The sequence below is a fragment of the Staphylococcus sp. mip270_02 genome (genome assembly GCF_054031535.1).
The window spans coordinates 2,704,740-2,731,446 of the sequence record NZ_CM132934.1; the positions used below are offsets into that span (position 1 = coordinate 2,704,740).

Here is a 26,707-nt window from a genome sequence, read left to right on the forward strand (position 1 = left end):
TTTGTGCTCATGAATTTTAACCATTTATCATTTCCATACCACTATATTTGAATCAAAAAAGTGTGAGACAGAAAATTAATTTATCTAATAGCTTTCATTGTCTTCCCTGGCAATGAGAGCTAAGATTGATAAGTTTAAAAGATTTATCCTAACCAATACTGAAGCGTAAGTTCCATTAACTGAATGTATTTATTACAAGAGCTGGAGTTTTTACATAAATAATACTAATTTTTATAAGTGCACACCTGAGTAAAAGCTTATGTCTAAATACCACTAACTCAATAAATTAAGAAATGTGCCTTAAAACTACTGCTATAAAATAATTACGGCTGAGACAATTAATTTGTCTCAGCCGCTTTTGGAATGCTTTATCTTAAATTATAAGAAAAAATTAATAATGTAATAAATTAACGCTGCAACTATTGCAGAAATTGGTAATGTAATAACCCATGTAACAATCATACGTTGTGCTGTATTCCACTTAACGCCTTTAATACGGTTTGAAGATCCTACACCTAAGATAGATGAAGAAACTACGTGTGTTGTAGATAGTGGGAAATGTAGTGATGATGCTACAAATATAGTTAACGCAGATGATAAATCTGCTGCAGCTCCATTAGCTGGTCGTATTTTCATAATATTACCACCAACTGTTTTAATGATTTTCCAACCACCAACAGCAGTACCTAATCCCATCGCAGTAGCACAGGAAATTTTAACCCATAGTTGTGGTTCTACGCTAGAACCCGTTTGAATACCTGCAACAATTAAAGCTAATGTAATAATCCCCATTGATTTTTGAGCGTCATTCGTACCATGTGAAAACGATTGTAAAGACGCTGTGAAAATTTGAAAGAATCTAAAATTACGATTAGTTTTTGTAAGGTTCGCATTTTTAAATACTACTTTTACAATCGAGTACATTATAAACCCTACACAGAATGCAATGACTGGTGATAAAAGCAATACAATTATAATTTTTGTAAAACCTTGATAATGTAATACGGCAAATGAACCTTGTGAAGCAATTGCCGCGCCAGCGATAGAACCTATCAATGCATGAGAAGATGAACTTGGTATACCGTAATACCAAGTTAATAAATTCCAGAAAATTGCAGCGATAATAGCTGCTAATACTACAACTAGACCATTTTCTAATTTAAATGGGTCTACGATATCTTTAGTTATTGTTCCTGCAACCCCAGTGAACGTTAAAGCACCTATAAAATTCATGACAGATGCCAAAAGTATAGCCGTTCTAGGAGTTAAGGCACGCGTTGAAACAGCAGTAGCGACAGCATTGGCTGTATCATGGAAACCATTGATAAAGTCAAATATAAGTGAAAAAATAACAATAGCTACTGTGATGATCAAAATATATTCCATAAGTTAGGACTCCTTAGCTATTTTTCATTATTATAGTTTCAAAGTTATTTGCTACGGCTTGGCATTTATCTGCAATTTCTTCTAAACTTTCATATATTTCTTTTATTTTAATTAATGTGATTGGGTCTGTTTCACTATTAAAAATATGTTTAATTGATTGACGTAAAATACCATCACAGTTTGTTTCAAATTCTTTAATATTAATAGAATGAATACGCATGTGTGATAATTTTTTATCTACTAATAAACCAACAGCTAATTTCATTTCTGCTATAGCTTTTTGAATATTATCTACAAATTCAGCCATATATTCATCAGTATATTCAATAGAATACATTTCAAACATGCCTGAAGTTTCTTCAATTGCGTCTAATACGTCATCAATTGCATTACATAAAGAGAGGATATCCTCACGTTCGATTGGTGTAATAAAAGTTTGGTTTAAGTCTGAGATCACTTGATGCATTAATTCATCACCGTGCGACTCATATGTTTTAATATTATCAGAGTATGCTTTCAAATCTAAGTGTGTATTAAAATCCATTTTCCCAAATTCAATTGCTGCTCTATCTAAATTGAACACCATTTCTTCTAGTTTCACCATGAACTTATCTTTTTTCTTGTTAAACATCCAAAAAATCCTCCATTTACAGCGATTGTCCCCAATCACCTTCAATAAATTTAAAAAATTTAAATACCTATATTTAAGATAAATTAAGATTTACAAGATTTACAATTCACTCATCATTTTGAATCATTTCGCTATTGTTAAAATTGTGTAAATGAGCATTTGCTTCTATTGGTTAAAAAATCTCATAAATGTTGATTTATCCTTATTTGAAAATAGCACAAAATTTACAATCCTACAATTGCATTTACAAATTCTTAATATTACATTTTCGTAAAATTAACAAAATTTTACTACTTTTATTGTTATAAATCATAGTTGCATATTTAGAAATTGTAACCTATCAGATTGGATTAATTTTAATAACTATTTCATATTAAACTCACCTTAAATATGATTGCATATTTATTATTTGTATTCAACAACTTTTTTCACTAATTTGCAAATATTTTTATAAATAATTTTAAATACATATACATCCACCATATAATGTTAGGAACAAAAAGAACCCAAGAAACAAACAATCTTCTCAGGTTCTAAATACGTATTGGCTAACATAATTTATAATACCTATACGTTTATTATTATATTTTTGCAATTACTCATTAATTTATATATTTTCAGATAATCTTGATATCAATTCATTTTGCTTAGGGAAAATAAAATTCATAGTTGTCCCTACTTTCGGTTCTGAAGAAACCGATACATGGATTTTTAACTTTTCTTTCACATGATTGACAAGGTATAAACCAAGCCCAGAAGCTGATGTTTCATTACGATCATTAGTGGAAGTAAAACCTTTTTCAAAAATACGTGGTAAATCTTTAGCACTTATCCCTTTACCTTCATCTGTAATTCTAAGAACTGTATGCCCTTGATCGGCATAAGCATGAACATGAATTGTACTTTCTTCACTATATTTAACTGCATTTGATAAAATTTGTCTAATCATCATTCGACACCATTTAGCATCTGTATATACTTTATAGTCACCTTCAAAATTCAAATCATAGTCAATACCTTTAGACTGGCTAATATATCGAGTGATTTGTATTTCTTCAATTACAAGACGTTTTAGTGCCACATGTTCAAAATACATATCTTTATTTTGTGACTCTAAGCGAGTTAAAAATAACTGCCTATCTAACATGTCGTTTATTCGTGTCCATTCATATAAAAGCGCATTTTTTCTAGTAGTGTCTTGTTCTTTTTCTATTAATAGTTTCATTGCTGTTACAGGTGTTTTAATATCATGTACAAAATCTGTTAATGATGCTTCAGTAGATTGAATTTGCTTTTGCTGACGCGTAACTAATGATTTTTGATCGGTAATTTGGTTGTATAAATAATTAACCATTTCTTGCTGTAACGGCGTATCCGCCAATGATTTATGCTTTAATGCTTCAGGTTCTACATTTTCATCTAAATGCTTAAAAAATTTAATTTCCTTTAAAAATGTGAACGACAAGAACAATATTGAAATACCTAGATTTAAAATAATAATATAATATGTACTCCCCACACTAATATCATAATCTAAATAAGCAATAAGCAGAGTGATAAAGTTTAAGAAAATAAACCATAATATCCAGTATATCCGTGACCTTAAAAAGATATAAACCCATTTAAAGTTATCCATGCGCCATATATCCCTTACCTATTTTCGTTTCAATCGCGTCACTCATATCAATATCAGCTAATTTCTTCCTTAAACGATTCACGTTAACCGTTAATGTATTGTCACTAACGAATGCTTCATCATCCCATAATGCAGTAATCAATGTATCTCTCGTAACAATTTGGTCTTGCTTCTTAACTAGCATTTCTAAAATAATCATTTCAGTTTTGGATAAGTAAATTTGTGCTTCATTTTTATTAATACTATCTTTAGACAAATCTAAAGTTGCATCTTGCCAAGTCAGAACTCGCTTTTCTTCCAAACTAAATTGATATACTCTTCTATAAATTGCTTGTAGTTTAGCAATTAATATACTCGTGTTAAATGGCTTTTGAACATAATCATCTGCTCCCAATTCCATACTCATCACATGATCCATTGGATTGTCTCGCGACGATAAGAATAATATTGGTGTATTAGATGTTTCTCTAATCTTTCTAGTCCAGTAAAAACCGTCATATTTAGGTAGTTTCACATCCATAATAACGATAGCAGGGTTAACTGCTTCAAATTTAGCTAATACATCATTAAAATCATCAATACCATAAATTTTAAAATCCCATTGCTCTAATTCTTCACTTAATTCTTTAAATAATGTCATATCATCTTCTACTAATAAAATATCCACGTCATCACCACTTTATCTATTTAGTATATTTTATGTCTTCCCCAGACTGAATTCTCCCGTTAAAATGCTTAATTCGACAATCTATCTCGAAACCTCTCATCATCAAACCTTGAAATGGAGACTGAATTAAATAATACACCGGCCAAACTAATTTAGGTATATAATCATATAAATGTACTACTACAGTTTGCGTATTTTTGAGTCTACGAAATTCTAACTTACCTTGTTTCAATAAATTAGGTTTAACTAATGTACCACCCACTAAATGTAATGAAATGATGTCTTCTTCTATTTGCATTTTATGAAAAACAAGAATAGGCTTAGTCTTATCTTTAAGGTATATTATATAATCCTCATCTTCTTTGTATGTGTGTAGTAATGTGCCTTTAGTTTCATTCAACCATTTAAAATAATATTCAACCATTTGTTCTAGTGTCCAATTCATAGGTAGCTGCATGCTTAGAGCACTACGAACATCATCGTATTTAGAAGATTGAAGTTCCACCGATACATGTGGACGCGATACAGTTGTTTCTGTTTTTTCCACAAAAACACCATATGACGACAAACGTTGGATGGTTTCATAATCAAATCTACTTCCACTAATATAAATAATTTTACTTATACCATTTTTAGCAGCTGCCCGACCAAAGTTATCTGCAGCGATTAAATTCAAATCTCTTGCTGTGGCTTGTGTTAATTTTGCAGAGTGTTTAGTGGGATCCAAATAATAGATGGCTATATCTATACATTCCATCGCTGATAACACATCCATATAATTATAAATATCTTTCTTTAACCATGTCACTTCTTTAAAGTCTTCTTCTTTAGGATATTTTGATAATGTATATAAATTAGCCTCATTTTTTATATGTTGGATTAAATTTTTACCTATATAGCCTGTGACACCTGCCAATAAAATGTTAGGTTTCATAATCATACTTCCTTTATATTAGTTTATCTCAACATAAATATGTCCTAGTAATATCACGCTAATGATGTTAAGTTATACTATAACTAGGCATTAGCAAAATAGAAATAAGGAGTGGACATACATGGTTCATCAAATACGTGAAATCGGTATCAATGATGTAGATCCATTTGTTAAATTATTAACGACAATTTATGATGAATCTGATTATTTAATCTACAATCCAGGGGAATACGCACCTTCTAATAACGATGCGCTTTCAAACCTAGAGCACTATATTACATCACCTTCCAATGCCATTTATATCGCTGAAAATAACGGCGAACTCGTCGGCTTTGCAATCGTAACGACAGAAAATTTTGAACGCACACGTCATGAAGCTCATTTTTCAATGGGCGTCATTAGACACTACAGAGAAAAAGGCCTCGGCCAATCTTTAATTAATTCTGTAGATGCATGGTGCTTAAATCATAACATTCGTCGTATAGAAGCAACAGTAGTACCTGAAAATACTACAGCTGTTGAATTATTTAAAACTGCGGGTTATCAAATAGAAGGAGAACTTCGTGATAAATTATACATCGACGGTAGGTATTACAACAAATATGTAATGGCCAAGTTATTATTTTAATCTACCTCTAAGCATAATATTTAAACATGTCACACTTATAGTTTAATTATAAATTAACAAGGAGCCAAATAATAATGTTGTCATATAATCATTTAGATATAGAAATTTAAAATACCGATGTTGTTTTATAATCATTAATAGTTGACCTCTTTCAACTTTTTACTACAATTTTAAAAAGGAGCAGGACAATAAAATCATTATTGAAAATATGATTTCTGTCCCGCTCCTTTTTTATAACTGGAATGTAGTCAATTTTTGAAATTAAATTAATGATTATACTATATGCGTTTAGCTAGCCTCATATTAAGACTGTCGCAATCTAAAATTACTAACATTATAAGATACAAATAACACTTCATATATTCTTATTATTTAATAAGGGTTTAATTCGACTCCATTAGGATTCGTTGTTTCTTCGCTAACATTTGTTTCAACACCTGATGAACTTGTATTTCTACTTAAAAACCTTAGAACATCTTTCATATTTTGTTGTGATTCTGGTAAATCCATATGGAATTGGTATTGGTGTCTCAAATTATGGGAGCCATCATAAAATAATTTATCCACCGGAATATCCATCGATTTCAGCTTTTTATAAAATGATATATTTTGACTATAAAATGGATCTGCGTCACCTACAGATAAAAACGTTGGCGGGTAATCTTTGGTAACCTGATTTATCGTAGACATCTCACTAATATATTTAAACTGCTGTTCCCAATCTCGTTTTCCTGTATAACTTTCCATAAAAAGTTGTATCCTTGGAAACTCAGTAGCTTTTACTGTTTTCATGTCATAAAAACCACCGAAAAATATTGCTGCCTTCAATTGATTTGCCTCAAATTGTTGTTCGAATGACATATCTTCTCTTAATGATTTATTTGTTTGAATTGCCGTGTATTGGCTAGATAGCTGTGCACCAGCAGAGTCCCCTCCGAAAATAACTTGATCAAAATCCATTGGTAATTCATGCTTATTACGTTTTATAAATTTTACAGCTTGATCAATTTGGTGTAGCTGCGTTGGATATTTATTATCTGGTGCAAGTGCATAATTAATATTTACAACAATATAGCCTTGCTCAGCGATTTTGGATAATAGTGGATTCTTATATTGTTTATCTCCCGCTATAAAGCCACCACCATGCATCCAAAAAATTACGGGCAACTTATTATCCGAATCTAATTCAGTTGGTGTTAATATATCTAGTCTACTATTAGGCATACCAGTACCATAAGTTATATTTGTAAATGCATTTACATTTTTATTATTAATCTGTACTTTTTCTTTAATTTCTTGTGAATGTTGACGGTCATACTGTTGTTTTAATAACAGAGCAGTCAAGATTGCTACTACAATAACAATACTTAAAGTAATTATCGTCCATTTGTGTTTTTTCTTCATGCATTACCTTCCCTTTCGAAATGCATTGTACCATAATTAACTATTGCACAGTAGTGTTTATAAATTATCGAGATTATTAAAAACTCAGCTTGTACAATTTGTACAAACTGAGTTTTTATTTCTTATTTTAATACCATGAATACTTTATGCTATGAACTTTTTGTTTTGACGTTTTCTGCTATAGTATTTAATTAGTACGCCGATTACAACAACAAGTCCTACAATACCCATTATCGGGTATAAGAAATTAATCAAGCCTGCGAAACCTACGAAACTCAAACCGTAAGCTACAACCATTATAACTACGATAAATATATGATATTTTTTACTATATGGTTCTGTAAATCTCGCAGCAAATGAATACATTAAACCAAGAATTGTATTATACATAACAGCTAACATAATAACTGATAGTATAAGTGCAATCCAAGGACTTATGTTATTTGCTAATGTCAACATAGGAATATCAGCATCCTTAATCTTTGGAAACTCAGACTGCAACGCAAAGTTAATCAACGCTAATAATATTGTATAAACAATACCTCCAAATAATGCCCCAGCTCCGGATACTCTACGTCTAGAAGCATCACCGCCAATAGCAACAATCGTACTAAAGCCTACTGCGAACGCAAGTCCACCATAATTAATTCCTTTCAATATACCTAACCATAAGCTAGCTTCTGGTACAGTTTCATTTACTTTACCTATCGAAATACTACCATTAAAAAGATAATACGCAGCAATGATTACAACCAAAATAATTAAAAATGGTGTAACAATGCCTAATGCTCTAACAATTTTATTAAAATCCATCAATAATGTAATATAAATTGCAATAACCATAATCAATGCACCTAACCATGTTGGCACATTAAAGCTTTCTTGGAATGTCGATCCTGCTCCAGCAATCATTGTGACTGAAATGCCAAATAAGAAAAAGATAAGCAAATAATCTACAAGCTTACTGAACTTATCGCCAAACAAATAGTCTAATGTTGACTCATGGTTTTGCGCATCAAACGCAGTACCAATCTTTGCAACTTGTCGACCTATAAAGCCTAATATTAAACCAGAAAGTATAACCCCAATATATGACCATAGGCCATATGGTGAGAAAAATTGCATAACCTCCTGTCCTGTTGAAAAGCCAGCACCTACAACGATACCGACATAAGCGAAACCAATTTTTATAGCTTCTTTATTCAACCCCATGTTATTTTAACCTCCTCATAGTTAACACATTGCATTATTATAACTTACTGATTATTTTTTGCAACTACACAATATAAAATTTTACACTTATAATTGCTCTCAACAATAACAAATAAGTTGAATATCGTTTTTAATCATTCATTATATTCTTTAAATATAACAAACCTTAATGTAGCCATTGCATTTTTATGGTTATCTTAATTTAATTTTTGCAATTTTATACATTACTAAAGTTAGGCTTCAACAATGTGTAAAATTGCAAAAAATAAAAGAAAAAGAATCAAAATAGATACACCTTTTAACATGTATATTTCGATTCTTTAATAAATCACTTTAATGTGTTATTTTGTCAAGTTCTAATAATATGATTACTCAACTATGATAATTTTATAATTAGTGTGCATTTTTAAAACGATTAAGTTCATTAAAGTCAACAACTACGTTATCCATACGTTTGGCTGTTTCTTTCAGTACATTACGCGCAACACTGTTAGTTGGGTCCAATTTAAGTATTTGTCTAGAAATTTCAAATGCCTTTTTATCAGAAATGACTGGTTCAGGAACTGCATGTAATAATAACATTTGTAACAAACTTTTTACTTCTTTGCCCTCAGTAAGTTTTATGGATGACTCTGCATGGTAATACGCAGAATCTAAAGCACCCTGAAGTTCACTTAATGGATAGACTAATAATAGAAAAGCTAAATCATGCATTTCTGCAGTTTCTTCTACTTTCATCATATCTAAAATACATGTATAAAACATAATGTTTTCAGCTTCATGTGCGCTTGAAATGTATACTTCTTCAAATTCCATAAAATCTGTTTGGGACATTAAACGTTTGACTGACTCAAATTCGCCGTTTAAGACATGTTTTAATATTAAATCTTTCATGGCAATGTCCTCCTAGATATCCAGATTTCTATTACAATTAATTTTCATTTTACCACAATTCAATTAAATATTCCTATAAAAAAGAAGTTTTTTGTTATATTAGTTGAGAACTTCATTTTAATTTATATTTAACATAGTAAAACAAATAACATTATTTAGCCAAACGTTTTATTTAATTCTCCTAAAGTTTCCTCTATGGATTTACCAACTGATAATTGCACAGCTGCAGTAAAACTACCTTCAACAATTGGCGCTTCTACTTTTTCAATACGCTGGTTACCTTCATACATTTCAATCGCTAAATCTAAGTTCATTTCAGCAGAACCTATATCATAAAAACACAATGCATCATCTGTTAATTCATTTATTAATGCTTGAATATGATCATACGATGTACCAATTTTACCATCAACGCCACCTTGTACAATGACGTTAACATCGCCGGCCATTTGATTTAATAGTGCTTTTGTACCTTCTGCAATTTCTTTACTATGACTAATTACTACTATATTTGTCATTACGAGTCATCTCCAATCAATGCGTTCAATATATAAACACTACTTTGAGCTCCAGGGTCAACATGTCCTAAGGAATCTTTTTTGAAATATGCCGCTCTACCTTTAGTTGCTTCGATATCTTTTGTTAAATCTGCGTAGGATTGTAATACATCAATTGTTAATATTTCATCATTTTGTGAAGCTTGGTTTGCACGCTCAATTACATCATACATAGTTTTTTCATTCAACGTTACTTTACCTCTTTGAGCAATTGCCTCTGAAAAAGTTTTTAAGAGTTCTTTCAAATTCGAACTTCCTATTTCATCTGATACTACTTGTGACATCTTTACAAAACTAAAACCGTATAATGGACCAGAAGCACCACCAATATTAGACATAAGTGTCATACCTGTAGATTTCAATAAACTTTGCATAGAACTATCATCAATATTATTTGGTAACGCTTTGAAACCTCTAACCATGTTCACGCCATGGTCGCCATCACCGATTGCTCTATCTAATTCTGTTAATAATTCTTCTTTTTCTTCAAACACATCTACTAATTTTAATAATCTTTCTTTTAGTTCACCGATATTCATCTATCTTTCTCTCCTTTCAATAATCATTTTATTTTTAATGGAAATATAAACTTTCTGTTGTTTCAGTTAACGCTTCTAACAATTCTTCTGAAGATGGCACAAATGTTAATGATAGACCTTGCATATCTAATGCAGTCATGTAATCTCCGACTAACCAATGAGTAATCGATTTGCTCTTTTGTTCTAAATTTTCATCGACATATTTTGCAGCGATATTAAGTTCTGACAAAGGCGTTGCCCCCATGCCGTTGACCATTACGATAAGCTCATCTGATTCAACCTCTTTAAGTAAAACTTGAATTAATCGCTCTACAATTTGATCTACGGGTTCAATTTTTTCTCTAGACAATCCTTTTTCACCGTGTATACCTACACCAATTTCCATTTCATCTTCTTCAATATCAAATCCATATTGTCCAGTAGTGGGAACCATAGGTGCTGTTAGTGCCATACCAATACTTTTTATTTGAGGTAATAAACCTTCTACTTTTTCTTTTATTTCTGACAATGACAGCCCTTTTTCCGCTAAATGTCCTGCATACTTATGAACAATAACTGTACCTGCTACACCTCGACGTTGGGCCTCATCTTCCACTGCAACATCATCTTTTACAACGACAGTTTCTACTTGAATGCCTTCCATTTCTGCCATTTCCTGAGCCATCTCAAAGTTCATAACATCACCGGCATAGTTTTTTACTATAAGCAATACACCATCGCCATTATCAACAGCTTTTATGGCACTAAGAATCTTATCTGGCGTCGGTGAAGTAAATACTTCTCCACAAACTGCAGCGTCTAACATACCATTGGCAACATAACCCGCATGAGCTGGTTCGTGCCCACTTCCACCACCAGAAACTAAAGAAACTCCTTGTTCTTTTCTATTCTTTCTAACTACGACTGTGTCTGAAATAATTTCTATTTGTTTGTTTGTTTTTGAAAGCCCGTCCAACATATCATTCAAAAAATTCGTCTTTTGTTTAATTAATTTTTTCATAATAACGACCTCCTATTTAAACTATTCAGTTATAGTATACCCTACACACAAATGCAAACGCTAACATATGAATGCTAATTTCATTTGTATGGGAAAAATTAAAACATTACTCATAATTTCTAAAAGTTATTTATAGTAGCAAAGCACTGTTAGCAAAGATGAGTAAGCGCAAAAAAGCACGAGATATAAATGTATCTCATGCTTCCTTGCCTCGGTTTTTTTCAATTTTATAAACACTACGTAAAGCGAAAATTTTACACTTAAATAAATTATACTGATTTTGTTTTATACATTAAGTATAAGAAATAAGGGGCACCTATAATAGCAACTACAATACCTGCTGGAACACCTGAAGGTTGTAGTATAACTTGACCAATAGTATCTGCTAGTACAAGTAAAAAGGCGCCTATTAGTATTGAAATCGGTAAGAATAATTGATGTCTTGGGCCAACAATCGACTTAGCAATATGTGGTCCCAACAAACCAATAAATCCAATCGCACCAGCTACAGAAACAGCTGCTGATGATAACACAACTGCCACTAATAATAAGACAATCCGTTCACGCCCTATCTTCACACCGACACCTTGAGCAATATACTGATGTGTGTTCAATAAATTTAGCACATTCGCTTTAAATAATAAGAATGGTATTAATACGATAACCCATGGTAAAAAGGCTATAACAAACGCCCATTCATCACCCCAAATATTACCAGCAAGCCAAGAAGCTATAAACTCTGATTGGTCTTCGTCAAATGTGGACATTAGTGTTAACGACCCACCACTAAGTGCAGTAGACATTCCCACGCCGACAAGTACCATACTCGCTGGAGTAATACCTTCTCCTTTATTATAACTAAACGAGAAAATAATAAGTGCTGTTAAAACACCGCCTACCATACTAATAAATGGTAAAACATACACAAAATTACCCGCGTCTACCTGGCCTACCACTATAAATAAAGCAATTACAAAGCCGCTTCCGGCATTAATACCTAATATACCAGGCTCTGCAAGTGGGTTTTTCGTTACACTTTGTATGACTGCACCACTCATGGCTAAAGCAGCACCAGCTAGTATTGTAATAATCATACGCGGCAATCTAAATTCCATCAATATCAATGTGTCTGTATATTCGCCCTGGCCAATTAACGTTTTGAAAAATGCCTCTACAGACATTTTATATTCTCCAGAAGTAATACTCCATGCGCACGCTAACAAGACTAGAATAGTGAGTATAAGCATCGTAAGCCATTGTTTATATCTTAACTTTGGATCTATCATGAGAAGCGACCTCCTCTTTTAACTAAATACAAGAAGTAAGGTACACCAATAAAGGAAATGATGGCTCCTACTGGGGCTTCTCCTAACATACGTGCAATCGTATCTGCTACTAGTAATAGCAAACCACCGACTACAGCAGTTAAAGGTATCACTCTAGCATAGTCCGTGCCCACTAAGTATCTCACTATATGCGGCACCATCAGACCGACAAAGGCAATTTGACCAACCATTGCAACTGCAATACCAGCCAAAACCATAGATAATATCAGTGAAATAGCTCGCGTAAACGCAACGTTTTGCCCTAGACCTTTAGCCAATGTTTCACCTAAATTTAAAATTGTTAATTGCTTACTCATTGAAATGATAATAACAAGAGCAATGATGATAAACGGCGCTGCCCAAACTAATTGGTTCCAGGTTGTACCAGATACACCACCAGCACTCCAAAACGTTAAACTTTGATTTAGTCTAAATAATAACGCAACACCTTGGCTTAACGCGGTTAACAATGCACTAACAGCAGCGCCTGCCAAAATAATTCTCATAGGATTGAACCCGTCGCTTCTTGACCTTCCAATCATTAAAACAATAAAGCCACCCATCAACGCACCTATAAAACCAGCGAACATCATCACAAGGAATGGTGCAGTAGGATAAAATGCAAACGTAAGCGCTAGCATAAATGATGCACCAGAGTTTAATCCTATAAGACTTGGATCAGCTAAACCATTTTTAGTCACACCTTGGATAACAGCGCCTGAAGTACCTAACGCAACACCTACTAATATAGCTCCAATATCTCTTGGAATACGAATCTCACTAATAATATTATGCTGTTGATTTTTAGAGTCGTAATTAAACACCGCTTCAAAAATTGTGCTTAAGTGAATTTTGGCATCTCCGAACAATATAGAAATGATGAGTGCGCCGATTAATAATAATACAGCTATTATAAAAGTTGCTGTAAAACTTAACTTCCCTTTTTTCTTAGTAGTCATAATTTACCCCTAAACTTCTGAATAGCTTTTTCTGCACAAGTCGTAAGTTACTAACATTGGTTTGCCAGTTCTTGGGTCTGTACTAATTTCAACATCAATGTTGAATACTTTTTCTAATATGTCTTTAGTTAATACTTCCTCAGTATCACCATTAGCGATAATATCACCATTCTTCATAGTGATTAAATGATCAGAAAAACGAACGGCTTGGTTAATATCATGCAATACCATAATAATAGTACAGCCTTGTTCTTTATTGAGCTGTGTAATTAATTCTAATATCTCTAACTGATGCGAAATGTCTAAATATGTTGTTGGCTCATCTAAGAATATAATATCTGTACGCTGAGCTAACGCCATTGCAATCCATACACGTTGTCGTTGTCCTCCACTCAAATCATTTATTGGTCGTAATTTAAAATCGTAAGTACCTGTAACACGCATTGCCCAGTCTATTTCTTTTTTATCTTCGGCAGATAGACGTCCAAAACCTTTTTGATGTGGAAAACGACCATATGATACTAATTCACCAACTGTAAGGCCATCTGCAACCTCTGGAGATTGAGGTAAAATTGCAATTTTTTTAGCAATCTCTTTCGTAGATTGTGAGTGTATGTTTTCGTTATCTAATTGGATTTCTCCACCTTTAATTGGCAGTAGTCGTGATAACGCTTTAAGTAACGTCGACTTACCACAACCATTTGGTCCTATAATTGAGGTAATCTTGCCATCAGGAATGTGAACATCTAAGTTATCCACAATAATATTTTCTCCATAACCTATAGTGACCTGTTCTCCTTTTAAGCGATTCATAATTCCCCTTCTTCCTATATTAATAAGCATAACATCGTATATTTTCCCAATTAATTTATATTAAGTCATGTTAAATTTTCTAATTATCTCAAGTAAATGATAATCATTATCATAGATGGTATTATATCATTTTTTACACCTATTGACTATTAATTATTTTCAACAGACCTTCATATTTCGTTATCTTTATAGGCTTTATGTTCATAAAATAACATTTTTAAATCTTAATTCGCTATATGATTTGTTTAACTTTTTTCTATCATAAAAAGCCTAATTCACTATGGAAATATTCCAAATAAATTAGGCAACTTTATTATTCAACTTTACATTGTGTTATCTTAATGTTCATCGATTAAGAAACCATTTCCGTATACATCTCGTACATCATGAATAACTAAAAATGCGTTATCATCGATTTTTCTTATTAAACGCTTGGCTCTTGTTACTTGTGTTTTAGTAATAACAACATACAAAATATCTTTATCTTCTTTTGAAAAATAGCCACGGCCATTTAAAATGGTAAGCCCACGTCCTACTTGTTCATCAATTACTTTAGCAATTTCATCAGGCTTGCTTGAAATAATTGTCATTGCTTTCTTCGTATTTAAACCTTCAATGACGTAATCCATTACTTTCGTACCGATATACAATGAAATCACAGTAACCAGTGCACTAGAAATTGGAATAACAGTCAGTGATATAGCTACAACAATTAAATCGAAGAATAGTAACGCATAAGGTGTACTAACGTCTAAGTATTTATTAGCGATTCGAGCTAAAATTGTAGTCCCTGCTGTAGTACCACCTGCAAGCACAATCACACCTATACCTAGCCCCACACAAAGACCACCAAATACTGCATTAACCAATATATTGCCTGTTTCAATTTCCCAACTTACAGTTAATTCTAAAAAGATAGAAATTAAAATCGTTGCGATAATAGTTAAATACATACTTCGTTTACTTAAAAATTTATAACCTATCCCAATTAAAATGGCATTAAATACGAAGTTTGTAATACCTGGAGAAATGTGAAAAGCATAGTAAAGTACGATCGCTATACCAGTCACTCCTCCCTCACCTAAATCAGCAGATATAATAAACGTATTCACCCCAGCTGAAAAAATGAACGATCCAAAAACAACTAATATTAAATCTCGCACTGTTTTGTTCACCCACACGACCCCCTTGAATTTGCACTAATCAATTGAATGTTAGCAAATTATCGGAAATACTACAACACGAATATACAGAAAACCCTTTATATAATAAATTTATTTTGTATTGTAATTCCTATATATTTAATTAAAATTAGTTAATTTTAAAAATTCTGAAATTTCTGTTTACTTATTAATATCTCTTTGATATAATAAAATTTATCTTCTTATTGGTAGCCAATAAGAAGCCATCTCCTTTGTGTTGTTTATAGTAACAAACAAAACAATTTTTGCTCGAGTATATACTTAGTACCTAGTCCTTACTATTTATATACAGTTAATTCATTTCCCGTAAAAGCCAAGTAATGATGAATGTGTCTCCTCACTTCAATTACTTGGCTTTATTTTTTTGCTTTTTATTTTATAACTATAATGTTTGATGGCTAGGAATTTAATTTATAACAAACTATAATGTTGCGTCTAATAAGGAACAAAAAAACTAGACATTCAAAAGCGTGACAAACACTTTTAAACGTCTAGTAATTTAACATGTTCCAATAAAAAATAAGCATACAACTTAAGTTTAATGTTTATTTATAATTTACCAAGCAAATAATCCAACAAATCCTGCAGTCATCAACGATACTAAAATACCTGCAAGTAATAACATCGGTACATATTGTGATACGAAATCTGATGTTTTCTTGTCTACGATTCCTTTTAAAGTACCTACAATCATACCAATTGTCGAGAAGTTCGCGAATGAAATTAAGAATGTTGTAATGACTGCACGTCTATGTGGCGAATAAGATTCAACAACATCTTTAATTTGTCCCATGACAACAAATTCATTAGTGACAATTTTTTTGGCCATTTGTTGTGCAACAATCCAAGCTTCATCCCATGGTAAACCAAGCAATAACGCAAATGGATACATAAACACACCAAGTATTTGATCTAAACCAAAACTACCTTTAATACCTGCCCAACCACCAATGATGCCGGTAAGTAAATTAATCAATCGATCAATTAAATCTGATAACGCAACGAAACTAATAACAAATGCTATAATAATTAAGATTAATTTACCTGCATTTAATACTGAGTCACCTAAGAATGAGAAGAACGGTTGACGTTCTAATTCATTACTTTGAATAGTGTAAATAATATCTTCTTTTTCTTCTACCGTAACCGGATTCAATATAGATGAAATAATAATCGCATTGATTATATTTAATGGAATAGCTGTCAATACTAAATCACCAGGAACCATAGAGACATATGCCCCTACTATAGCCCCAGATACAGAGCTCATAGACATCATCGCCACCGTTAACACACGAGTTTCTTTCATACGTTTTAATTGTTCATTCGAAACTGCTAATGCTTCTGTATTACCTAAAAACATCATTTCAATACCAAAGAATGATTCGAACTTTGGTTGACGTGTGATTTTTGCTAAAACCCAACCAATACCACCAATTACTTTAGGTAAAATATTAAAATACATTAAAATGTCGAATAACGGAACAACTAATAATATTGGGAATAATGCACTAACTGCCATATCCATTGCGCCTGGTTTTACCCAGCTAGAAAAAGCAAACCCTGTACCTGCATGTGCTGAATCAATCACCCAAGAAATACCATTAGCTAATGTTTGTACTGCAGTTTTCCCCCACGGGAAGTACATAAAGAACCAAGCTAAAAATAAGTTTAATACAACTAATATTGCTATTGATTTCCATTGAATATCCTTTTTGCTTCGAGAGAATAATACTGCAATCCCTAAAAACACAAACAATCCAATTATGTTAATCACTAAAAACATAATACACCCACCATTTCTTATTAAAATCATTGATAACAATGAATTTTTGAAAGTAATTTATGTAGCTATGTATTCAGAAGAATAAAGGTAAATGCATATTACTGACATAAACAATCAAACGTTCATAGACAGCATTAAATCCTGCATTTACCTTAATTATTCCTAATCCCTAGATTTGTTAATTCATTTTTGTAATCAATTTATACTTTCTCAAAACACTGTTTATTAATAATTCACAATAATTATAGCATGCATGTACTTTATATAAAATAACAATTTTATAGTTCGACAAACATCACTTTTTGTACATAATCTAAAATCAAACATTCGTCTTTCGGTATGAAAACGCCTACATAAACACAACTATAATTTACTTTTTACTCTTTTTCTTATTTCGTCAAATTCTGTGTGTTTACAAATTGTTGATATTTCTCATGTTTCATAATCAATTCTTGATGTGTACCTTTACCAGTTACTTTACCAGCATCTACGAAAATAATTTGCTCTGCTTTTTTAATAGTAGATAATCTATGCGCAATAACTACAGTTGTGCGGTTTTCCATTAATTCTTCTAGCGCATCTTGAATCTTTCTTTCGCTTTCACTATCCAAATTAGCTGTAGCTTCGTCTAATAATAAAATATCTGGATTTTTGACAAAACTACGAGCTATATCAATACGTTGACGTTGACCACCAGATAATTTCAATCCTCGTTCGCCAACCATCGTATCGTAGCCATCTTCAAATTGTTCTATAAACTCATGACAGTTCGCTAATTTCGCAAAATGTATAAGTTCCTCATCACTTACTTCACGATTAATACCATACAATATGTTATCTCTAATAGTACCATTCATCATTGAGTTTGATTGCATTACGTAACCTATTTTATCACGCCAGTCACCTAACCCAATGTCATAAATGGACTTATCACAATATTTAATATCACCTTGCTCAACATCATACATCCGCTCAATAATATTAAAAATAGTACTCTTTCCTGACCCTGAAGGGCCTACAAATGCAGTAACTTTACTCTGTGGTATTTCAAAATTAACATCACTCAGAATTGGTTTAACTCCATATTTAAAGTCAACATGTTCAAATACCAAACTACCATCAGTAATCTCATCTTCTTGTTCTATATGAAATGCTTCCGTAGGCTCTTCCATAATTTCATAAATACGGCCACTTGCGCCTACAGCTTTTTTATAATCTGTAACAAGCGTTGAAAGATTAATCAGTGGCGTTGATAATTGGATCACATAGAAAATCATAGCAATCAATGTACCTGCTGTGATTGCACCAGTGGAAATTCTAATCGCACCAAACCCTAATATAATTGCGATTGTAAGTAACATAATCACGCCTGAAATAGGCTGTATTACTGCGGTGATTTTAGCTTGTTTTAATCCTAAAAAGTAAATTTCTTTTAAGTTTTTATGTGCATTATTCAGTTCTAAGTCTTCTGTATGTGAAACTTTCACTAAACGCATTTCTGTCAAAACTCGACCTAACAAGCCACTAAAATTAGCAATTTCAGCTTGTGTTTTTTTAGAAATCTTTTCCATAATTTTACCTAATGGAAACATAATTAACACAAAAATTGGAATAGTGATGAATGTGACTAATGTCATTTTCCAATCCATAATGAATAACATAACCAACGAACCTAAAATTGTTAATACAGACGGTAATAAATTAGGAAGTTTTTGAGAAATAAATTCATTGATGACTTTCGTATCATCCGTCAGTCGGCTCATCAATTGGCCACTTTCATTTTGATCAAAAAATGGCATTTTTAAATGGATAATATGATGCCATAAAACAGATCTAATTGCGTATATAACCTTTTCCCCAATTTTACTTAACAGATATAAACCAACACCGCTAAGTAATGCATTAACAATAAAAATTGAAATAAAGCCTGCAACAAACATCCAGTTCATATTGTCAAAGGAAAATTTATCTACCAGTTTCCCAGTAAATAGTGGGACTAGAAGCCCAGTAATACTACCCAATGAAGAAATAAATACAGCAATAATGATAAGGCCAACTGGCCATGACAGTTTTTTAAATAAATAGAATAATGGATTTTCTTGCTTCATATTTTTACCTCTTCTATTTTTATATTTTTAAGCTAATGCTAAAAATCAATCTGAGCAGAATAACATTATAATAGTTAATGAGTTAAATTCCAAGCAAACACAATTTTATTTTTTACAATCATTTTTAACAATGCAATAATTACAACAATTTCATGAATGTATTTTATTTAAACTTTACAATATGCTAAAATATTTCTATTGCAATAAAACTCAAAATATTAAGAGGGAATGTAATTATGAGAAAGTTAATTTTGACATTTATAACTGTACTCTTCGTCGGTACAATTATAACACCCTTTGCTGAAGCTGAAACTGTTACACCCACACAAGCAGCAAATCAATATGGTTATAATGTATCTGAAGCCTATCAACCTGAGGGTGCAGTAAATGTTGCACAAACGGGTCAGCTACTTTATCAATACAACATGAATAAAAAGTGGTACCCTGCTTCAATGACTAAGCTTATGACCATGTATCTTACGCTTAACGCAGTCAATAAAGGCGAGTTATCTTTAAACGATAAAGTAAAAATTACAGATACACACTATCGTATGTCCACCTTACCAGAATTAAGCAATACCAAGTTATACCCTGGCGAAACGTATACAATTAAGGAATTACTTCAAATTACGGTATCAAACTCAAGTAATGCAGCTGCACTCATTTTAGGAAAAGAAGTTTCAGGCAATCTTTCTGACTTCACTGATAAAATGAATAAAAAAGCAAAAGCATTAGGAATGGAAAATACGCATTTTGTAAATCCAACAGGTGCAGAAAATCACCAACTTCGTGACTTTGTACCTAAAAAATATAAAAATGAAAATGATAATACATCTACTGCCAAAGACTTCGGTATACTTTCGCAACGTGCCGTTCAAGACACACCGAAAATATTAGATTTCACTAAGCAACTAGCACCTACACAACACGGTGTGACATATTACACCTTCAACCATTCGCTTGAAGGTGCAGATATGAGTTTAGAAGGTACTGACGGTTTGAAAACGGGGTCAAGCGATGTTGCTGACTATAACCATACAATAACAACGAAACGTGATGGCTTTAGAATTAACCAAGCTATTATGGGTGCAGGTAATTACGATAAACTTGGTGGCGAAAAGCAGCGTAACATGATAGGTAATGCTTTAATGAACATGTCTTTCGACCAGTATAAATATGAAAAAGTATTGTCAAAAGGTGAACAAAAAATTAATGGGAAAACGTATTTTGTAGAAAAAGATCTTTACGATGTGTTACCAAAAGATTTTGATAAAAAAGACTATAAAGTTGTAATTGAAGATAACAAAGCACATATTGAATATGACCGCGAGTTTATTAGTAGTAAATATGGTCCCCCTTCAGTTGATGTCAACAAACCACTCGTTCATCAAGCAACAACAGTTGTAAAATCATCTTGGGATGAGCATCCAATACTAACTTTATTAGGTACAATTCTAATTATTGCAGCAATCGCAATCATTATCTATCTAATCATTGATTTAATCAGAAAAAAATCAATTAATAAGAAATAATAATCGTTCAAGTGATTGTTACATTATTAAGCCCTGCTATTCAATTAAAGTTATACTCACGCAAAGTAAACTTAATATTACTACTACCCTTAACTAGGTAGTAGCTGCTCAAACATATTGAGGGTGTGAAGATGAAATCGAATTTTTGATTTTGTTTTCACATCCTCATTTATTTTAACAACAAAACTAAATGAGTCGTGAAGAGAAATAATTAGCGTTAAATGCCCGTTCGCAGTCCCTACAGATTCTTTATAAACCTTTTAAACAGTTGATACTAAATACACGTCTTAAATGTAAATTAACAAACAATAACAAAAATAAGCTAGATCACATCAACGGTTATCAATCCCGTATTTCTGTAACCTAGCTACTCAAATCACTTCGCAATAAATCATTTATAAAATAGCAAAGCTATTTTTCATTGTCACCATAAAGTTCTTTTTTAATTTTAGTCGTAGAGATACCTTCAGTACGATTTAGATAAATAACTTCACATTTATCTTTTAAGAAGTCGAATTCACCTTCCCAATCGTGGCCCATAACAAATGTATCTATCTCATATCGATCAACATCAATTTCTTTTTGTCCCCAACCACTTTCAGGGATAACAAGATCGACATACCTAATTGATTCTAACATCATTTTTCTTTGTTCATAATTATAATAAGATTTTTTATTTTTAACTCGATTAAATTCATCTGTTGAGAGTGCCACGACTAAATAATCGCCCATTTCTCTAGCTCTTCTTAATAATTCAATATGGCCATAATGCAATAAATCATATGTTCCATAAGTAATAACTCGTTTCATTAGCATATGCTCCTTAACAAAATATTAATTTAATATTTACATTTTTAAAAATTATAGCATATTAAATCTTAGTTTACGAATTCTGATAATTTTCATCTTTTCAAAATTTGTTTTAATTTCATTTTACCTCTAAATTTTGCGCGTCTCGGTAGCACTTCCACTTTAAAACGATAATAATTAGGTCTCCCAATACCAACGCTTAACAATGCATCTCTCCATTGATAATATAAAGCTTTGTTCCATTTCACACTACCTTGTTCAATCACTTTAATTATTCTAAATAATGCTTCCCCAGCATAATCTGTTTTTTGCATTTCTTTAATATATGAGATAACAAGACCTAACATTTGTTGTGTAACGGTTTTATGCTCTCTGACGTATGCTTGAATCAGATAACTTACAATCAATTCATCCATACGGTAACTATAATAGACTCTTGCTTCTCTTAGCAATAATGTATCCATTACACGTGTTCTAACTTTTTCTGCATCACGCATATAAGATTCAAATTGATTCGCAAGTTGATCAGTTACTGAACCAGCTTGCTCATTATATCCATAAACGATATCTGGCAATAATTGAATATCTCGTGCCTTTTTATATGCTTGGATAATGAAGGTATGTTCTTCACAAAAAACAACGTCTTCATCGAATCTTAAATCAGCAAATTTTGCGCTAAACATTTTGGCACCAGGACCAATTGATTGCATCATTTCAGGACATTGAGCAATATTTACAGTATCTAATTTCTTGATTACTTCATGAGAATAAATGGTTTGCCAGTCACCATTGTTTTCCCTTGCAATTTGTCCGATAACAATATCTACATTTTCATCTCGTTGATAATAATCAGCCATAAAATCTATTCTACTAGGTAAGAATTCATCGTCAGCATCTAAAAACATAAAAACATCGCCTGACATATTAGCAATACCAACATTTCTACTAACTGCTGCACCTTGATTTTCTTGGTTGATAATCGTTATATTTTTATATTCTTTTTGCAATTGTTCTAATACAAACTTACTATCATCTTCCGAACCATCATTGATGCATATAATTTCATAATTTTGCTTTGTATCAATCGATGCAATTGCTCTTCGAATTGTGTCTTCAGCATTATACACAGGAATGATTATTGAAATTTTCATTTTTTCACCATCTTTTCAATTTCATTAATTATGCTCGTCAAACTATCTTTCGTATTATATTTATGCCAATCTTCAAATAATAGTGCTGTCGCGTAACTATTTTCATGTAACTTATGCATTAATTCATCCTCATTATATGCTTTATATGCCTTAGGTATTTTTTCATAAAATACATTTAATCCACGGGTGCGACTATAATCCGCTTCATCATAAACATAAAAAAGCGTGGGTTTGTTTAATATGCTCGCTTCAATTGCTAGTGAACTGTAATCACTAATAATCACGTCTGCTAATATCATTAATGATTGCAAGTTAATTGTCGTCTGTTGCTCTGTGGCAATAGATGGGTGTAATTTGCTCAATAAAGTATACTCTGGTAACTTTGCTTCAAATTTCTGTTTATCTATCTGACGGTTAGCCTGCTTGTGTTCTCGATAGGTAGGTACATAAACAGCTACCTTGCCGTTTATCCCATATTGTTGTTTCAATTCTTGTTGTCTTTGTTCAACGTCCAACCTTGTGTATGGCACCAACCTAGGCAATCCCGTTCTTAAAAATTGTTTTTCATTTGCCCCAAATGATTCTTTAAAGCAGTCTGCCATTGGTTCACCACCAACAATATACTTATCTGTTGCGTCATAAACTTTTTTATATTGTTGAACTATTTTATTATTTGATAAGTCAACTTGTCTATCTGTAAATCCGAAATTTTTCAATGCGCCTGCCGCATGCCATGTTTGTACGACAGTTTGCTGTTTTTTCTTCTTAAATCCACCCATTATCAGATAATAAGTGTCTATTACAATCACCTTTGCGCTACTCAACGCTTTGATATGCTTAAATACTTGTTTATTTCCTGCAGGTAAAAACACTGTATTCTCTAAATGTTGGATATATTTACGATTTTTTTCTGTGCCAATAACTGTCAATTTATATCCTTTACGGTTTAACGCTTCAATAATAGGTAACACATCTTCAGCAAAAGTCATCATCAACACAATTTGGTCACTTTGAACTTTTTTCTTTCGATATATCATATTCAAAAAGCTAATGATAATGATATAAAGCTTTTTTATAATTTGTCTCAATACATTTCACCGCCGTTAATTATTAACTACTTTAGCTTTTATTATATCTACCCCACATAAAAAGTTATAGAAAAACCTTTTATATAATATAACATCAACACATCTTTAAAAACGTATTTTACTTTCATTCATAAACTCACATGATTTTAAAATTTATGTTTACCAGCTAAAGTTTTATGTTATTTAGGTATCGTACCAGTTCTATAACAAAACGTTAACTATAAACACTACTCTATTTAACAACTTTTAATTTTAGTAGAAAATAAAAAAGGGAGCAGATGCAGAAATCATTTTAAAAAAATTGATTTCTGCCCTACTCCCATTACAACACTACTCAAATGTAGTCATTCCAATATTTCCATTACATAAAGTCTGCAAAATGATCTCTATAACGCATATGCATAATCGAACCTACTATAAATAAGAACAAGATGATTAATAGATTATACAATGTCAGTTCCCAATGCGTTATAAAATACCACTCTTTATGTAACACAGCAGAACGATATGCTTCAGCTAGATAATATATTGGATTTAATTTCATTATATCTTTTACAATGCCTTCTGGAGGTACAATTAAAATAGATGATGCAAAGAACACCATTCTCATGAGCGCTTGAATTGCCTGTTGTGTGTCCTTTACAAGCACTCCTAACGTTGATGTAAATAACGCTATTGCAGTTGTTAATATTAATGCAAATGGTACATATAAGAAAAGTTGCAACGTGTATATCGTTGGATAGTAACCTGCCAACATACATAGTAAAATGACTACGACAAGTAGTGCAAGATGACCGTAAAACCTACTCATTACTATGTAAGAAGGTATGATTGATAACGGAAAATTCATCTTCGCTACTTGGTTATATTTTGTTGCTATTGATTTAGTACCTTCCAAAATTCCTTGGTTAACAAAGAACCACATGCTGATACCTACGAGTAACCAATAAATAAATGGCACACCATCTATAGGATTGTTACTTCTAATACCAAGACCAAATACAAACCAATAAACCATGATTTGCATAGCTGGATTAATTAACTCCCAAGCCATACCTAGATAGTTATTTGTATTAGAAATCTTCACTTGGAACTGTGCTAGTCTTTGTATTAGATAGAAATTTTTAAAATGCTCTCTAAATACTACCCATACTGCATTCATTTAAATAAACCACACTTTCAATCGATTTGCTTATCACAATTTACTTATGACACTATTATATTCAATTTCAATATACGCTTTATTAACTATCATAACAACTTTCAGTGACTTTCGGAAATAGTTATTTAAAAAAGTGTTAAAAAGTTGAATCTCTTGTATACTGAATAATGAATATAGATAGTTGATATAAGTCTAAATAATAGCTATCGCACTTTATATATTTTTTAATTTTGTCGTTATAGTTGATTTTATAATTTTAATTCAGTAAAATTTAACAACTGTATAAGCATTAATTCCGTTAAATTATACTCACTTACTTTACAATAGGTTTATAAATTTAACAACTAATATAATGTATAATATAATAGTACTATCTGTAAACAAGGAAGGTAAAATTATGAATGTATCCGTTAACATTGAAAATGTAACTAAAGAGTATCGTATTTATCGTAATAACAAAGAACGTTTAAAGGATGTCTTACTCCCTTTTCATAAAAACAAAACATTTTACGCCTTAGATAACTTGTCCTTGAAAGCATATGAGGGCGATGTGATTGGATTAGTTGGTATCAATGGTTCAGGGAAATCTACCTTAAGCAATATGATTGGTGGATCTCTATCTCCTACTGATGGTGGTATTAAGCGTGATGGTGATGTAAGTGTGATTGCAATTAGCGCAGGACTAAATGGACAACTAACAGGTATTGAAAATATCGAGTTCAAAATGTTATGTATGGGGTTCACTAGAAAACAAATCAAAGAATTAACGCCTGAAGTTATTGAATTCAGTGAATTAGGAGAATTCATATACCAACCTGTTAAAAAATATTCTAGTGGTATGCGTGCTAAATTAGGTTTCTCAATTAACATTACAACCAACCCAGATATCCTTGTTATTGATGAGGCTTTATCCGTCGGTGACCAAACTTTCGCGCAAAAATGTTTAGATAAAATTTTTGAATACAAAGAACAAGGTAAAACCATTTTCTTTGTGAGTCATAATATGAAACAAGTACGAGAATTCTGTACTAAGATTGCTTGGATAGAAGCTGGCAAACTGAAACAATTCGGTGAATTAGATAAAGTATTGCCTGAATATGAAAAATTCTTAAATGACTTTAAAAAACGTTCTAAAGCAGAACAAAAGAAATTCAGAAGTGATTTAGACAATTCTAGATTTGTCGTAAAATAATATAAAACGTGATACCCCCTAGCATTGATTTCATATTCAGTGCTAGGGCTTTTTATACTTTATAAACTTTTGAATTAGTGAATTACAAACA

Annotated in this window: 24 protein-coding genes; 3 read left to right on the plus strand and 21 right to left on the minus strand. The window is 31.9% G+C overall.

The genetic code is table 11. From position 1 onward, the window contains the following. Positions 1-378: 378 nt before the first annotated feature. The 5 genes from ACW5YJ_RS12975 to ACW5YJ_RS12995 form a co-directional block, all read right to left on the minus strand. The gene (locus ACW5YJ_RS12975; protein WP_017722595.1) at positions 379-1,386 is read right to left on the minus strand and encodes an inorganic phosphate transporter; all 1,008 of its coding nucleotides are present in this window, start codon (positions 1,384-1,386) and stop codon (positions 379-381) included. Positions 1,387-1,399: 13 nt separating this feature from the next. Further along, positions 1,400-2,017 carry a DUF47 domain-containing protein gene (locus ACW5YJ_RS12980; protein WP_017722596.1) on the minus strand — a complete coding sequence of 206 codons (618 nt, stop codon included), beginning with the start codon at positions 2,015-2,017 and terminating at the stop codon, positions 1,400-1,402. A 607-nt stretch (positions 2,018-2,624) separates the two neighbouring features. Next, complete coding sequence (locus ACW5YJ_RS12985) at positions 2,625-3,653, minus strand: sensor histidine kinase (protein ID WP_135092227.1); 1,029 nt, start codon at positions 3,651-3,653, stop codon at positions 2,625-2,627. Further along, positions 3,646-4,320: a response regulator transcription factor gene (locus ACW5YJ_RS12990; RefSeq protein WP_017722598.1), complete on the minus strand. Its 675-nt coding sequence runs from the start codon at positions 4,318-4,320 to the stop codon at positions 3,646-3,648. Before ACW5YJ_RS12990 ends, ACW5YJ_RS12985 begins: the two co-directional genes overlap by 8 nt. Positions 4,321-4,336: 16 nt before the next feature. Further along, a complete protein-coding gene (locus tag ACW5YJ_RS12995) occupies positions 4,337-5,254 on the minus strand; it encodes a Rossmann-fold NAD(P)-binding domain-containing protein (protein ID WP_107551221.1) in 918 nt (305 codons plus the stop codon). A gap of 121 nt (positions 5,255-5,375) precedes the next feature. On the opposite strand from ACW5YJ_RS12995, the gene ACW5YJ_RS13000 reads away from it, so the two are divergent. Then, the gene (locus ACW5YJ_RS13000; protein WP_017722600.1) at positions 5,376-5,882 is read left to right on the plus strand and encodes a GNAT family N-acetyltransferase; all 507 of its coding nucleotides are present in this window, start codon (positions 5,376-5,378) and stop codon (positions 5,880-5,882) included. 372 nt (positions 5,883-6,254) lie between these two features. Here ACW5YJ_RS13000 and ACW5YJ_RS13005 read toward each other — a convergent pair whose 3' ends face one another. The 12 genes from ACW5YJ_RS13005 to ACW5YJ_RS13060 all read right to left on the minus strand — a co-directional run bounded on the left by ACW5YJ_RS13005 (position 6,255) and on the right by ACW5YJ_RS13060 (position 19,681). Then, positions 6,255-7,286: an alpha/beta hydrolase gene (locus tag ACW5YJ_RS13005; protein ID WP_017722601.1), complete on the minus strand. Its 1,032-nt coding sequence runs from the start codon at positions 7,284-7,286 to the stop codon at positions 6,255-6,257. Between the two features lie 144 nt (positions 7,287-7,430). Next, complete coding sequence (locus ACW5YJ_RS13010) at positions 7,431-8,498, minus strand: YkvI family membrane protein (RefSeq protein ID WP_107551220.1); 1,068 nt, start codon at positions 8,496-8,498, stop codon at positions 7,431-7,433. Between the two features lie 393 nt (positions 8,499-8,891). Continuing rightward, the gene (locus tag ACW5YJ_RS13015) at positions 8,892-9,392 is read right to left on the minus strand and encodes a hypothetical protein (RefSeq protein ID WP_017722603.1); all 501 of its coding nucleotides are present in this window, start codon (positions 9,390-9,392) and stop codon (positions 8,892-8,894) included. A 155-nt stretch (positions 9,393-9,547) separates the two neighbouring features. Next, complete coding sequence (gene dhaM / locus ACW5YJ_RS13020; RefSeq protein ID WP_017722604.1) at positions 9,548-9,910, minus strand: dihydroxyacetone kinase phosphoryl donor subunit DhaM; 363 nt, start codon at positions 9,908-9,910, stop codon at positions 9,548-9,550. After that, complete coding sequence (dhaL, locus tag ACW5YJ_RS13025) at positions 9,910-10,488, minus strand: dihydroxyacetone kinase subunit DhaL (protein WP_107551218.1); 579 nt, start codon at positions 10,486-10,488, stop codon at positions 9,910-9,912. Before dhaL ends, dhaM begins: the two co-directional genes overlap by 1 nt. A gap of 34 nt (positions 10,489-10,522) precedes the next feature. Beyond that, on the minus strand, positions 10,523-11,488 hold the full coding sequence (dhaK, locus tag ACW5YJ_RS13030; protein WP_171914428.1) for a dihydroxyacetone kinase subunit DhaK: 966 nt from the start codon (positions 11,486-11,488) through the stop codon (positions 10,523-10,525). Positions 11,489-11,757: 269 nt separating this feature from the next. Beyond that, positions 11,758-12,774, minus strand: coding sequence for a FecCD family ABC transporter permease (locus ACW5YJ_RS13035; protein WP_017722607.1), 1,017 nt, complete (start codon positions 12,772-12,774; stop codon positions 11,758-11,760). Then, positions 12,771-13,772, minus strand: coding sequence for a FecCD family ABC transporter permease (locus ACW5YJ_RS13040; protein WP_119603714.1), 1,002 nt, complete (start codon positions 13,770-13,772; stop codon positions 12,771-12,773). Before ACW5YJ_RS13040 ends, ACW5YJ_RS13035 begins: the two co-directional genes overlap by 4 nt. A gap of 9 nt (positions 13,773-13,781) precedes the next feature. Beyond that, entirely contained in the window at positions 13,782-14,585 is an 804-nt protein-coding gene (locus ACW5YJ_RS13045) for an ABC transporter ATP-binding protein (protein ID WP_119603713.1), read from the minus strand. A 338-nt stretch (positions 14,586-14,923) separates the two neighbouring features. Next, positions 14,924-15,760, minus strand: coding sequence for a YitT family protein (locus ACW5YJ_RS13050; RefSeq protein ID WP_017722610.1), 837 nt, complete (start codon positions 15,758-15,760; stop codon positions 14,924-14,926). 583 nt (positions 15,761-16,343) lie between these two features. After that, entirely contained in the window at positions 16,344-17,573 is a 1,230-nt protein-coding gene (locus ACW5YJ_RS13055; RefSeq protein WP_107551214.1) for a NupC/NupG family nucleoside CNT transporter, read from the minus strand. Positions 17,574-17,962: 389 nt separating this feature from the next. Next, positions 17,963-19,681 carry an ABC transporter ATP-binding protein gene (locus tag ACW5YJ_RS13060; RefSeq protein ID WP_457338269.1) on the minus strand — a complete coding sequence of 573 codons (1,719 nt, stop codon included), beginning with the start codon at positions 19,679-19,681 and terminating at the stop codon, positions 17,963-17,965. Positions 19,682-19,917: 236 nt separating this feature from the next. Here ACW5YJ_RS13060 and pbp4 point away from each other — a divergent pair, with 236 nt between their 5' ends. Beyond that, the gene (gene pbp4 / locus ACW5YJ_RS13065; protein ID WP_017722613.1) at positions 19,918-21,213 is read left to right on the plus strand and encodes a penicillin-binding protein PBP4; all 1,296 of its coding nucleotides are present in this window, start codon (positions 19,918-19,920) and stop codon (positions 21,211-21,213) included. Positions 21,214-21,624: 411 nt separating this feature from the next. Here pbp4 and tagD read toward each other — a convergent pair whose 3' ends face one another. The 4 genes from tagD to ACW5YJ_RS13085 all read right to left on the minus strand — a co-directional run bounded on the left by tagD (position 21,625) and on the right by ACW5YJ_RS13085 (position 25,424). Beyond that, the gene (gene tagD / locus ACW5YJ_RS13070; protein ID WP_017722614.1) at positions 21,625-22,023 is read right to left on the minus strand and encodes a glycerol-3-phosphate cytidylyltransferase; all 399 of its coding nucleotides are present in this window, start codon (positions 22,021-22,023) and stop codon (positions 21,625-21,627) included. Positions 22,024-22,115: 92 nt separating this feature from the next. After that, the gene (locus ACW5YJ_RS13075; protein WP_457338270.1) at positions 22,116-23,174 is read right to left on the minus strand and encodes a glycosyltransferase family 2 protein; all 1,059 of its coding nucleotides are present in this window, start codon (positions 23,172-23,174) and stop codon (positions 22,116-22,118) included. Then, complete coding sequence (gene tarB, locus ACW5YJ_RS13080; protein ID WP_119603711.1) at positions 23,171-24,262, minus strand: teichoic acid glycerol-phosphate primase TarB; 1,092 nt, start codon at positions 24,260-24,262, stop codon at positions 23,171-23,173. Before tarB ends, ACW5YJ_RS13075 begins: the two co-directional genes overlap by 4 nt. A gap of 361 nt (positions 24,263-24,623) precedes the next feature. Next, entirely contained in the window at positions 24,624-25,424 is an 801-nt protein-coding gene (locus ACW5YJ_RS13085; protein ID WP_017722617.1) for an ABC transporter permease, read from the minus strand. A gap of 397 nt (positions 25,425-25,821) precedes the next feature. Between ACW5YJ_RS13085 and tagH the strand changes: the two genes are divergently transcribed. Next, the gene (gene tagH / locus ACW5YJ_RS13090; RefSeq protein ID WP_017722618.1) at positions 25,822-26,616 is read left to right on the plus strand and encodes a teichoic acids export ABC transporter ATP-binding subunit TagH; all 795 of its coding nucleotides are present in this window, start codon (positions 25,822-25,824) and stop codon (positions 26,614-26,616) included. Positions 26,617-26,707 lie beyond the last annotated feature (91 nt).